Genomic DNA, 11,838 nt, shown 5'->3' on the forward strand with positions numbered 1-11,838 from the left:
CTCCCACCCGACGCGGAGTCGCTCCCACCCGACGCGGAGTCACTCCCATCCGACGCGGAGTCGCCCCCGCCCGCTGCGGAGTCGCCCTCGCCCGCCGCGGAATCGTTCCCGCCCGGCGGTCCTGCCGTCAGCCGGTCCGCGTCCCTGGCACTACTGGTCAAGGCGCGAGCCGCTCAATGATCCAATCTTCCGCACCGGACCGACGGTAGCGCAGTCGATCGTGCAGCCTGCTGGCCCGTCCCTGCCAGAACTCGACCGTCTCCGGCACCACCCGCAGGCCCCCCCAGTGCGGTGGCGCGGGCACCGGTACGCCGTCGGGGAACCGCTCGATGACGGCCTGGAACCGGGCATCGAGTGCCGCCCGGTCGGAAAGCACCTCCGACTGCGGACTGGCCCACGCGCCGAGTTGCGAGCCGCGGGGCCTGGCGGCGAAGTACGCCTCGGTCTCCGCCCGGTCCACCGGCCCGATCGTGCCGCAGATCACCACCTGCCGCTGGATCGGAAACCAGGGCAGCAACAGACTGGCGTACGGGTTGACCCGCGCCTCCGTACCCTTGCGCGACCCGTAGTTGGTGTAGAAGACCAGGCCACGCTCGTCGTACCCCTTCAGCAGGACCGTTCGGGTGCTGGGCCTACCGTCGGCGTCGGCGGTGGCCACCACCATGGCGTTCGGCTCGGGCAACCCGGCGCCGACCGCGTCGAGGAACCAGCTGTGGAACTGGGTCCACCAGTCGGCCGCCAGGTCGGCCCGGGAAAGTCCTTCCACCGATTCGTACTCCCGGCGCAGTTCGGCCGGCGGCACTGTGTCCCGCATCACGTCACATCCTCATCCATTTTCTGGGAGCAGCCGAACCGGCATCGGAGCGCGTCGCTCCCCCCATGCTGGCGCCGCCCGCGGTCGCCCGAACCGTGCCACCTCTGGCCCCCGGACGGACGTGTCGCGTGTAGCACAACCGTGACCTCTCGCAAAGTTAGTTACCCACCAGGCAAGATGGCACGAATACATCGCTGAGTTCGCCGAGGGCTCTTGCCGGGCACACCGGATGAGCACCGAGTGCACGGACGACCGATCCAGGAGCGCAGATGTCCGACTTCAAACCGGGACTGGAAGGCGTGATCGCCTTCGAGACCGAAATTGCCGAGCCTGACAAGGAAGGAGGGTCGCTGCGTTATCGGGGAGTCGACATCGAGGATCTGATCGGCCAGGTCTCCTTCGGCAATGTCTGGGCGCTACTCGTGGACGGCCGGTTCGGTCCCGGCCTGCCGCCGGCCGAACCGTTCCCGGTGCCGGTGCACTCCGGCGACATCCGGGTCGACGTGCAGTCCGCCGTCGCGATGCTCGCCCCGTACTGGGGACTCTCCCAGTTGCTGGACATCACCGACGAGCAGACCCGCGAGGACCTCGCCCGGGTATCGGTCACCGCACTGTCCTTCGTCGCCCAGTCGGCCCGTGGTCTCGGCCTGCCGGCGGTACCGCAGAAGGAGATCGACAAGGCGGAGACCATCGTCGAGCGGTTCATGAAGCGCTGGCGGGGTGAACCCGACCCCCGGCACGTCAAGGCCGTGGACGCGTACTTCATCTCGGCCGCCGAGCACGGCCTTAACGCCTCCACCTTCACCGCCCGGATCGTCGCCTCGACCGGCGCCGACGCCGCCGCCTGCATCTCCTCCGGCATCGGCGCCCTCTCCGGCCCACTGCACGGCGGCGCGCCGTCCCGGGTACTGCACATGATCGAAGCGGTCGAGCGCAGCGGGGACGCGGAGGGCTACGTCAAGGGCGTACTGGACCGGGGCGAGCGGCTGATGGGCTTCGGGCACCGGATCTACCGGGCCGAGGACCCGCGGGCCCGGGTGCTCCGGCGTACGGCCAAGGAACTCGGCGCTCCCCGCTTCGAGATCGCCGAGGCGCTGGAGAAGGCCGCCCTGGAGGAGCTGCACGCCCGCAAGCCCGACCGGGTGCTCGCCACCAACGTGGAGTTCTGGTCCGCCGTGGTGCTCGACTTCGCCGAGGTGCCGGCGCACATGTTCACCTCGATGTTCACCTGCGCCCGGATGGGTGGCTGGAGCGCGCACATCCTGGAGCAGAAGAAGCTGAAGCGACTGGTCCGGCCCGCCGCCCGCTACACCGGCCCGGCCCCGCGCAAGCCCGCCGAGGTCGAGGGCTGGGACGCCGTCCCGCACGACGTCTGACAGATGTAAGGAAGGGCCCCTTCTTATCGTTTTCTGTATAAGAAGGGGCCCTTCCTAACGCCTCAGACGTGTGGGGGACGACTCACCTGCGGCGGTGGGATCGCGGAGCGGGCCGCGCGGCGGAGGTGCGAGGATGGGTGGGCGGCAGCGTCGCCGGATAAACCGCTCGGCTCCAGGGCCCCCGGCCCACCGGAAGGATCTTCGTAACCGTGGCTGACGTATCGACCATTCGGATTCCTGACGAGATCAAACCCGCTGACGGCCGGTTCGGCTGTGGCCCGTCCAAGGTGCGTCCCGCGGCGGTCTCCGCGCTGGCCGACGTCGCCACGACGTACCTCGGCACCTCGCACCGGCAGAAGACCGTCCGCGACCAGGTCGCCCGGCTGCGCCGGGGCATCGCCGAGTTCTTCTCCCTGCCCGAGGGGTACGAGGTGGTGCTCGGCAACGGCGGTGCCACCGCCTTCTGGGAGGTGGCCGCCTTCGGGCTGGTCCGCGACCGGGCCCAGTTCGCCAGCTTCGGCGAGTTCGGCGCCAAGTTCGCCAAGTCGGTCTCCGACGCCCCGTTCCTCGGCCAGCCGACCGTCCGCAAGTCCGACCCGGGCTCGGCACCGTCCCTGGTCGCCGAGGCCGGCGTCGACGTCTACGCGACGCCGCACAACGAGACCTCGACCGGCGTCGCGGTGCCGATCCGCCGGGTGGCCGGAGCGGACGACGACGCGCTGCTGCTGGTCGACGCGACCTCGGGGGCCGGCGGGCTGGAGGTCGACGTCCGGGAGACCGACGTCTACTACTTCGCCCCGCAGAAGTGCTTCGGCTCCGACGGCGGGATCTTTCTCGCGCTGATGTCGCCGGCCGCGCTGGCCCGGGCCACCGAGATCAAGTCCTCGGGTCGGTACATCCCGGCGTTCCTCGACCTGGTCACGGCGATCGACAACTCCCGGCTGGAGCAGACCTACAACACCCCGGCGCTGGCCACCATCTTCCTGGCCGCCGAGCAGACCGACTGGATGAACGCACAGGGCGGGCTGACCTGGGCAGCCAAGCGCACCGCCGAGAGCGCCTCCATCGTGTACGGCTGGGCCGAGCGGTCCGCCGTGGCGAGCCCGTTCGTCACCGACCCGGCGCTGCGCTCCAATGTGGTGGCCACGATCGACTTCGTCGATGGCGTGGACGCCACCGTGATCGCCAAGGCGTTGCGCGCGAACGGGATCGTCGACACCGAGCCGTACCGCAAGCTGGGCCGCAACCAGCTGCGGGTGGCCCTCTTCCCGGCCGTGGAGCCGAGCGACGTCGAGGCGCTGACCGCCTGCGTCGACTACGTGGTCGACCGGCTCTGAGCCGCCTGATCAATCGGGTCGGGCCGGTCGGACGGGCCACCCGACCCGATTGATCAATTAATGCAGCTCACCCGCGACATGCGGGCGTGGCTCCCCCCAACGGATGACGGACGGGCGTACCGTGTATCAAGGACGCCCGGGTGTCTGACCTGTGGCGTGGGGCCAGCGAGGCGGGACGGAGGCTACGCGATGCGGCCAGTACGCTTCGTCGCCCTCTCCGAGGACGGCCAAGCTATGGTGCTCACCGACGAGGTGGGCCGTCTTCTCGCGCTGCCGATCGATGAGCGGGTCGCGACCGTCCTGCACACCGAACCGGGCAGTGCTCCGCTGGCCACGGCCAGCCCCGGCACCGAGCCGGCACCGTCGCTGTCTCCCCGGGACATCCAGGCCCGGATCCGGTCGGGCGAGTCCGCCGAGGACGTGGCCCGGATCGCCGGAGTTCCGGTCGACCGGGTGCTGCGGTACGCGGGCCCGGTGCTCCAGGAGCGGGCGATGCTCGCCCAGCATGCCCGGCGTACCCGACTGCGGAACGCCGAGAACAAGACGCCGCTCGCCGAGATCGTCGACGGCCGGCTGTCGCAGCACGGCATCGATACCGAGAAGATCTCCTGGGACGCCTACCGGCGCGATGACGGGACGTGGCGGATCGTCGCGACCTGGCCCTCCGGCAAGGCCACCGCCCAGGCGATCTGGGATCTCGACAAGGCACGCCAGTCGGTCACGCCGCACGACGACATGGCGCAGTACCTCTGCGCCGAACGGCCCGCGCCGCTGCTCGGCCAGGAGCCGGCGCCGGAGCGGAGCGGTCGCTCCCTGCCCGGCCCGTCCCGGGTGGAGCCGAGCCGTGGCGGGCACGGCCTGCCGGCGGCCGTCGGCGAGCACACCCGACCCGCCCGTGACCCGATCCGGGCCGGTCGCGACGCACTGCTCGCCTCCCTCGACCGGCCACTCGGTTCGACCGCCGGTCGTGGGCTCGACCCGGCCGCTTCGATGGCGTCTCCGGACACTCCCCGGCAGCGCCCCGTGGCCGGTGGTGCCGCAGCACTGCTCGGCGGTGGTGCGGGTTCCGCCTTCGACGACGACGCCGACGCGCCCAAGGAGGTCCCGGCCGTGCCATCGCTCGCGGTTCTCCGGCCGCGCCGCGCCGCCGCTCCGGCGGCCGAGTCGGCAGACCCGTCGAGTAAGCCGCGCAAGCGCCTGCCGAGCTGGGACGACGTCCTCTTCGGCGGCGGCCCGGCCGCCCGCGACGGGTCCTGATCCCGTACACCTCGATCTGCCTGATGGGTTTGTCCGGTCATCGGCGGGCCGGTCCGGCCGATGACCGGATCGGTCCGGCCGGCCCCGGCCCGGTGGTGTGACGGGGCGCCGGGAAGCCCTTTCCTTGATCGACATCCGGCGGAGCCGCGTGGCAGGGTGGGGGGATGGAATATACGAATCTGGGTCGGACCGGCCTGTCGGTGAGCAGGCTCTGCCTGGGCACGATGAACTTCGGGCCAGAGACCAGTGAGTCGGACAGTTTCGCCATCATGGACCGGGCGCTGGAGCACGGCATCAACTTCTTCGACACCGCGAACGTCTACGGGCGGAAGACCGGAGAGGGAATTACGGAGAACATCATCGGCCGCTGGTTCGCCCAGGGAAACGACCGGCGTGAGCGGGTGGTGCTGGCCACCAAGGTGTACGGCCGGATGGGTGACTGGCCGAACGAGCAGGGACTCTCCGCTCGGCACATCGTCCGGGCCTGCGACGAGTCGCTGCGCCGGCTGCAGACCGACTGGATCGACCTCTACCAGATGCACCACATCTCCCGGACCACCCCGTGGGAGGAGATCTGGCAGGCGATGGAGACCCTGGTCGCCCAGGGCAAGGTCCTCTACGTCGGATCGTCCAATTTCGCCGGCTGGCACCTGGCCCGGGCACAGGAGTCCGCGAACCGGCGCAACTTCCTCGGCCTTGTCTCCGAGCAGTGCATCTACAACCTGATGACCCGGCACGTGGAGTTGGAGGTGTTGCCTGCGGCCGAGCAGTACGGCCTGGGCATAATCCCGTGGTCGCCGCTGCAGGGCGGCCTGCTCGGCGGTGCCATCCGCAAGCTCGCCGAGGGCGGCGCGGCACGGACCCGCAGTGAACACGCCACCAAATTGCTGGCGGAACGCCGTCCCGCGATCGAGGGATTCGAGAAGCTCTGCGCCGATCTCGGCCACGATCCGGCAGATGTGGCGCTCGGGTGGCTGCTGACCCGGCCCGCGGTGACCGCGCCGATCATCGGCCCCCGGACGGTGCAACATCTCGACGCCGCGCTCGGCGCACTCACGGTGGAGTTCAACGACGACACCCTGACCCGGCTGGACGAGCTCTTCCCGCCGATCGGCAAGGGCGGCCCGGGCCCGGAGGCCTGGGCCTGGTAGGTCCATCACTCTCCCAGGCGGGCCGGCCGCCCCGGCTCGGCGGACCGGCGGCCTGGACAGGGCAGATCCGTCACCGACCGGGCGGCCTGGACAGGGCAGATCCGTCACCGACTCGCCGTCCGTCGGTTCGGTGGCGGCCGGGTCGGCGGCAGTCCTACAGATCCCAGGTCGCCAACCGGTCGTACGTCGGTCGGGGGCCGAGGTGGCTGCGGACCAGCACCATCTCGGTCGCCGGCCAGGACGGGCCGAGGTAGCCGTCGAGAGTACGCAGGTCCTCGTCGAGGCTTGCCCGGTCCAGTCGCTCGCCGGGCCGGGCCAGGGTGAGGTGTGGCCGCAGCGGCCGGAAGTCATGTGGCACCCGGGCCCGACGCAGTTCCCGTCGGATCGCCGTCGCCAGTCGATGTACGGCGTCGACCTCGCCGAGCAACCCGACCCAGAGCACCGTGAACCGACCCCGGCCGAAGCGCCCGCCGCCGCCGAGTCGCAGCCGGGGCGGGGCCGGTCCGGACTCCGGCGCCCCGCCTTCGACGGGTACCTCCGGGGCGCCGGGAACGGCGGTACCTCGTCGCCCTCTGGTCGCAGTTCCGCCGCCCCGGCGCGAGACGGGCGGGCAGTGCCGGTCCTGGACGGCACGGGTCAGGGCATCTTCCACTGTGCGCAGCCGCTCGTCGGCGACCTCGCCGAGGAACGCGACGGTCACGTGCAGGTTCGACCTGGGCGCCAGCCGGACGTTGATCCCGGCGGCGGACGCCGCACCGAGGCGAAGCCTGTTCGTCTGGTCGGCGACGTCGTCCAGCGCCTCCGGCGGCGGATAGATGGCTACGAACAGCCGCATGGCGGAACTCCGTCCATGGCTACCCCGCGCCGTACGGCGGGCCGGCGCTCGCGTCGGGCGGCGGACCGCTCACGTACTGTCCTGGCGGGGCCCGGCACGTGGGGCCGGCAGGATCAGGCCGGCGGCCTGCAACTCCCCCTCGACCCGGACCCGTTCGATCTCCAGGTCGACCCCGTCGAGGTCGCCCAGGTGCTCCGCCACGCCCAGACACCGACTCGCCAGCCGCAGCCGGTCGTCGTACGCCTCCAGCACGGCGTTCTGCCAGAGCCGGGACCGGCCCGCGACGCCGAGGCGCTGGCCGCCCAACCGGCGCAGGTCCGAGGCGATCCGTTCGAATGAGGGATGATCCACTCGATCGAATTCGGCGAGGTCGATCTCGCGATTCAGCGAATCCACTTCGAACGTCCGATCGAGGCGGTTGATCGCCCGGCGCAGTCGACCGGATTCCCGGCGCTCGACGATCCAGCAGACGAAACGGTCGACCAGCTCGTCCGCGCAGATCAGTGCCGCAACGACCGCCGGCAGACAGACCACGGCCAGAATTGCCAGCGGCAGCGCGAAAGCATGCACGATGGCCACATCCTCCGACGCTAAACGGCGGTAACCCGCCTCGCCACCCGTTTTGCAATCAACGAATATTCATCTCACTGAGTCGCCGGACCGAGCGCCAGACGGAGTCGGTCCACGGCCGCCCGGTCGCCGGTCCAGCTGACCGCGTCCTCGGCCGAGCGCCGCCAGAGCCAGCGCAGCAGTTGGTCCGGGGCGGCGCTGATCGACGCGGTCGCCCCGGCATCGTCACCGTCCATGCCCAACGACCCGGCGCCGACCGATTTCGCACCGGACGCGACTCGCTGCCCAGGCGCGACCCGCTGCCCAGACGCGACCCCCGACTCGAGCGCGGTTGGCGCGGCCCGCTTGCCAGGCATGACCCCGGACTCGGCACCGGTTGGCGACTCGACGCCGGCCGGCGCGGCGTCGGCCGGGACGGACTCGACCTCCACACCGTGCGGTCCGAGTCGGATCAGCCAGCTCGCCGGACCGGCCGTCACCCGAACCAGTACGGCTGACGGGGGCAGGACCGCCGAGAAGTCCTCCGGCCAGCGCCGGGTCCCGTAGGACAGAAAGAGTCGGAGCACCTCGTCGATGCCGTCGGTGGCGAGATCCGCGGGGATGTCGGCGACCGGCTGGCCCGTCGCCAACTCCGCGTCCAGCCGGTGGATGACCGTCTCCTGGGCCATCCGACGGATCCAGAAGCCGACGGTCTGGTCCGGGTCGTACCAGGTGGGCGCCGCCGCAGCCGCGTCCCGGCTGTCGAACTCGCCCCGCAATGCACGGTAGGCGCGGTCGAGCAGCGCCACCGGCTCCTCGTCGGACAGGTCCGGCGGCCAGTCCTGCGGCGCACGCCCGGACCGCATGCATTCCACCTTGTGCAGATATATGACGGCGACGTGGCGGACCAGGTCTTCGACGTTCCAGTCCGGACAACCCGGCACGGCGGCGGTCAGGTCCGTCAGCGCGACCTGCCGTAGCCGGGCCTGGTCGGCGGCCAGGCACTCCAGTAGTCGGACTCGCAGCATTCCACCACCTAACCAGACAGGTACGACTTCCACCGGCCGCCAGCCCGTTGCCAAGCCAGCCCGGTTAAGAAGGGGCCCTTCCTATACAGAAAGCGATAAGAAGGGGCCCTTCCTTACACCTCGGCGGGGGGTACCACGTAGAAGCGGGGTAGGGGGAGGATGCGCAGGCGGAGGCGGGTGCCGGTGCGGTGGAGTTGCCAGACCAGCGCCGCCACGGCGGTGGTGAGGGAGATCAGGCCACCGGTCCAGATGCTCGCCCCGGCACCGAACCGCTCGGCGACCCAGCCGATGATCGGCGCGCCCACCGGGTTCGTACCGAGGAAGACCAGCACCCACAGCGACATGACCCGGCCCCGGAACGCCGCGTCGACGCCGAGTTGGACCCGCTGGTTCGAGGCCTGGGCGAAGAAGACCATGAAGAACCCGGTGAACGGCAGCAGCGTCAGGACCAGCCAGTACGTCGGGGCGAGCCCGACCAGGGTGCCGAAGACACCGGTCGCCACGGCGGCACCCAGCACGGTCCAGACCGACGGTCGGCTGCGCCGCCCGCTGCCGGCCAGCGCACCGGCCAGCGCGCCCACCGCCAGTGCGGTGCTGAACAGGCCGAACGAGGCGGCGCCGGTGTTGAACACGGTCTTGGCCAGCGCGGCCAGGGTGAGCTGGAAGTTGAACAGGGTCATCCCCATCACCGACATCAGTGCCATCGGCAGCACCAGGTCGGAGCGGCGGGCGACGTACCGCAGGCCGTCGATCACCCGTGCCGAGTCGCGGTCCTTGACCGGCAGCAGGTCGTCACGGTGCAGTTCGGCGGGGCGGATCCGGATCATGCAGACCAGCGGGGCGACCGAACCGAGCGCGCTGATCAGGAAGACCGGTCCGACGTCGAAGAGGGCGATCGCCACTCCGGCCACCGCCGGGCCGATGATCCGGGCGGAGTTGAACGTCGCGGCGGAGAGCGCCAGCGCGTTCGGCAGCAGTGGCGTGCCGACGAGTTCGGAGACGAAGGACTGCCGTACCGGGGTCTCGACCGCGTTCGCCGTACCGAGCAGGGCGGCGAAGACGAAGACGTGCCACAACTGCACCACGCCGGTGATCACCAGGATGCTCATGGCCAGCGCCAGGACGCTCCAGGTGGCGTTCGCGACGAAGAGCAGGACCCGTTTGTCGTACCGGTCGGCCAACCGGCCGGAGAGGAGGGTGAGCAGGAGCACCGGGGTGAACTGCAACGCGACGACCACACCCAGTGCGGTGGCCGAGTCATCCGACAGGTCGAGGACCAGCCAGTCCTGAGCGACGAACATCATCCACACACCGATCAACTTGATCAGCTGGCCGGTGGCGAAGAGACGGTAGTTGCGAACCGTCAGGGACTGGAAGGTGGTGCTCAGCTTTGCCCGCACTCGGGGTGCGCCTCCTCGGGTCGTACGCGTCATCCGTCGTTTCCCGGCCTTCGTGTTGCGGCCGGGAGTCCTTCTGGACGAAGCGGACCCGGGGGTGTGCGGCGGTCAGTCGCGCGCCACCTTCTGCAGGATCTCCGCGGCGCGCTGGAGCGCGTCGCGTTCCTCCAGGGTCAGCTCGGCGAGCCGGCTCGCCAGCCACTCGTTGCGGGCCCGGTCGAACTGGGCCAGCACCGTGCGGCCGGTGTCGGTCGTCGCGAGGATGACCTGGCGGCCGTCGGTCGGATGGGGGGTGCGCTGTACGAGACCGCGCTCCTCCAACTTCGCAACGATCTTGGTCATCGTCGGCGGCTGGACCCGTTCGGTGTCGGCCAACTCACGCGGCGTCAGCGCACCGGCCAGCTCGAGGCTGGTCAACGCGGAGAGCTGGGTCGCCGTGAGGTCGCCCACCGGTCGGGTCTGCCGTACCCGTCGGTTGAGTCGGGTGATCGCGTCGCGCAGCAACGTCGCAAGCTGCGCCGGTGGCATGCGCTCCGCCATCACCGTCCACTCCGTCACGATCGTTAGCCTAACTAATAAGCTAGGCTAACGACCACTCGTTATGACCACCGTCACCGCGCCGGGGCGGGCATCCGCAGGTTAGAACAGCACCGTCTCGATCGGGCCGCGCAGGAAGTACAGCACGAAGAGCGCCGCCACCCCGTACAGCAGGGGGTGCACCTCGCGGGCCTTGCCCCGGGCGACCTTGACCAGGACGTAGCTGATCACACCGGCTCCGATGCCGTTGGAGATGGAGTAGGTGAACGGCATCAGCACGATGGTGAGGAACGCCGGGATCGCGATCTCGTAGTCGTTCCAGTCGATGGCCTTCACAGCGGTCATCATCAGGAAGCCGACGATCACCAGCGCCACCGACGCCGCCTCGAACGGCACCACCGCGACCAGCGGCGCCAGGAACATCGCCAGCAGGAAGAGCCCACCGGTGACCAGGTTGGCCGCGCCGGTCCGGGCCCCCTCGGCGACCCCGGCCGCACTCTCGATGTACGACGTGTTGCTCGACGTGCTCGCCGCGCCGCCGGCCGCCGCGGCGATCGAGTCGACCAGCAGGATCTCCCGGGTACGCGGCGGCATCTTCCGCTCGTCGAGCAGCTCGGCCTCCTGGCCGATGGCGACCATCGTGCCCATCGTGTCGAAGAAGTCGGTGATCAACAGGGTGAAGACGAACATCGCCGCGACCAGGACACCGGCCCGCTGCCAGGAGCCGAGCAGGTCGAACTGGCCCAGCAGGGACAGATCCGGGGTGTCCACCACCGTCTCCGGCAGCGCCGGCACGTTCAGCGACCAGCCGGTGGGGTTGGGCCGCCCGTCCACCACCGACGGGCCGACCTTGGCGATCGCCTCGACCACGATCGCCAGCACCGTCGAGGCGAGGATGCCGATCAGGATCGCGCCCCTGACCCGGCGTACCACCAGCACCAGGGTCACCAGCAGGCCGAGCACGAAGACCAGGGCCGGCCAGGTCACCAACTTGCCGCCGATGCCCAGGCCGACCGGCACGGTGGTGTTGGCGGCGTCGGGCAGTCGCCGGACGAACCCGGCGTCCACCAGCCCGATGATGGTCAGGAAGAGCCCGATGCCCACCCCGATGGCGGTCTTGAGCTGTGTGGGGACCGCCCGGAACACCGCCGTACGCAGCCCGGTCAGCACCAGGATGGCGATGATCACACCCTCGATCACCACCAGGCCCATCGCATCGGCCCAGGTCATCTGCGGTGCGATCTCGTACGCCACCAGCGCGTTCACCCCGAGTCCGGCGGCCAGCGCCAGCGGGAACCGGCCGACCACACCCATCAGGATCGTCATGATCCCGGCCACCAGGGCGGTCCCGGCGGCCAGCGCGGGAATGGCCAGCCGCGCATCGTCGCCATCGACCGCGTTGCCCAGGATCAGCGGGTTGAGCACCACGATGTAGGCCATCGTGAAGAAGGTGGCGAGACCGCCCCGCACCTCCCGGCCCAGCGTGGAGCCGCGTGCGGTGATCTCGAAGTACCGGTCGAAGGCGTTACGGGCGGCGGACCTGTCGGACCGGGGGGC

The 11,838-nt window shown here is 70.4% G+C and carries 11 protein-coding genes; 4 read left to right on the forward strand and 7 right to left on the reverse strand.

What is annotated here, in order from left to right; translation table 11 throughout:
• Window positions 1-157: 157 nt before the first annotated feature.
• Window positions 158-814 (reverse strand): pyridoxamine 5'-phosphate oxidase, encoded by a 657-nt coding sequence (gene pdxH / locus I0C86_RS26965; protein WP_196204092.1) that lies wholly within the window; start codon window positions 812-814, stop codon window positions 158-160.
• Between the two features lie 269 nt (window positions 815-1,083).
• Between pdxH and I0C86_RS26970 the strand changes: the two genes are divergently transcribed.
• The 4 genes from I0C86_RS26970 (at window position 1,084) to I0C86_RS26985 (ending at window position 5,935) form a co-directional block, all read left to right on the forward strand.
• Window positions 1,084-2,190, forward strand: a complete 1,107-nt coding sequence (locus tag I0C86_RS26970) for a citrate synthase 2 (RefSeq protein ID WP_196204093.1) — start codon at window positions 1,084-1,086, stop codon at window positions 2,188-2,190.
• Window positions 2,191-2,399: 209 nt separating this feature from the next.
• Window positions 2,400-3,527, forward strand: a complete 1,128-nt coding sequence (gene serC, locus I0C86_RS26975) for a phosphoserine transaminase (RefSeq protein WP_196204094.1) — start codon at window positions 2,400-2,402, stop codon at window positions 3,525-3,527.
• Window positions 3,528-3,716: 189 nt separating this feature from the next.
• On the forward strand, window positions 3,717-4,784 hold the full coding sequence (gene sepH, locus I0C86_RS26980) for a septation protein SepH (protein ID WP_196204095.1): 1,068 nt from the start codon (window positions 3,717-3,719) through the stop codon (window positions 4,782-4,784).
• 164 nt (window positions 4,785-4,948) lie between these two features.
• On the forward strand, window positions 4,949-5,935 hold the full coding sequence (locus I0C86_RS26985) for an aldo/keto reductase (protein WP_196204096.1): 987 nt from the start codon (window positions 4,949-4,951) through the stop codon (window positions 5,933-5,935).
• Window positions 5,936-6,089: 154 nt separating this feature from the next.
• Here I0C86_RS26985 and I0C86_RS26990 read toward each other — a convergent pair whose 3' ends face one another.
• The 6 genes from I0C86_RS26990 to I0C86_RS27015 all read right to left on the reverse strand — a co-directional run.
• On the reverse strand, window positions 6,090-6,770 hold the full coding sequence (locus tag I0C86_RS26990) for a 2'-5' RNA ligase family protein (protein ID WP_196204097.1): 681 nt from the start codon (window positions 6,768-6,770) through the stop codon (window positions 6,090-6,092).
• Window positions 6,771-6,839: 69 nt separating this feature from the next.
• A complete protein-coding gene (locus I0C86_RS26995) occupies window positions 6,840-7,349 on the reverse strand; it encodes a hypothetical protein (protein ID WP_323373871.1) in 510 nt (169 codons plus the stop codon).
• 65 nt (window positions 7,350-7,414) lie between these two features.
• On the reverse strand, window positions 7,415-8,347 hold the full coding sequence (locus tag I0C86_RS27000; protein ID WP_196204098.1) for a maleylpyruvate isomerase N-terminal domain-containing protein: 933 nt from the start codon (window positions 8,345-8,347) through the stop codon (window positions 7,415-7,417).
• A 113-nt stretch (window positions 8,348-8,460) separates the two neighbouring features.
• On the reverse strand, window positions 8,461-9,747 hold the full coding sequence (locus I0C86_RS27005) for an MFS transporter (protein WP_196204099.1): 1,287 nt from the start codon (window positions 9,745-9,747) through the stop codon (window positions 8,461-8,463).
• Between the two features lie 105 nt (window positions 9,748-9,852).
• Window positions 9,853-10,302 carry a MarR family winged helix-turn-helix transcriptional regulator gene (locus tag I0C86_RS27010; protein ID WP_196204100.1) on the reverse strand — a complete coding sequence of 150 codons (450 nt, stop codon included), beginning with the start codon at window positions 10,300-10,302 and terminating at the stop codon, window positions 9,853-9,855.
• Between the two features lie 81 nt (window positions 10,303-10,383).
• Window positions 10,384-11,838 (reverse strand): NCS2 family permease (locus tag I0C86_RS27015; RefSeq protein WP_196204101.1); only part of this gene is annotated, 1,455 nt, incomplete at its 5' end.

The organism is Plantactinospora alkalitolerans, from assembly GCF_015690345.1.
Taxonomy (GTDB): Bacteria; Actinomycetota; Actinomycetes; order Mycobacteriales; family Micromonosporaceae; genus Plantactinospora; species Plantactinospora alkalitolerans.

Excerpts from the sequence above, each read along its gene's own strand:
- sepH (WP_196204095.1), top strand. The coding sequence starts at position 3,717 with ATGCGGCCAGTACGCTTCGTCGCCCTCTCCGAGGACGGCCAAGCTATG.
- I0C86_RS26985 (WP_196204096.1), top strand. The coding sequence starts at position 4,949 with ATGGAATATACGAATCTGGGTCGGACCGGCCTGTCGGTGAGCAGGCTC.
- I0C86_RS26990 (WP_196204097.1), bottom strand. The coding sequence starts at position 6,770 with ATGCGGCTGTTCGTAGCCATCTATCCGCCGCCGGAGGCGCTGGACGAC.
- I0C86_RS26970 (WP_196204093.1), top strand. The coding sequence starts at position 1,084 with ATGTCCGACTTCAAACCGGGACTGGAAGGCGTGATCGCCTTCGAGACC.
- pdxH (WP_196204092.1), bottom strand. The coding sequence starts at position 814 with ATGCGGGACACAGTGCCGCCGGCCGAACTGCGCCGGGAGTACGAATCG.
- I0C86_RS27000 (WP_196204098.1), bottom strand. The coding sequence starts at position 8,347 with ATGCTGCGAGTCCGACTACTGGAGTGCCTGGCCGCCGACCAGGCCCGG.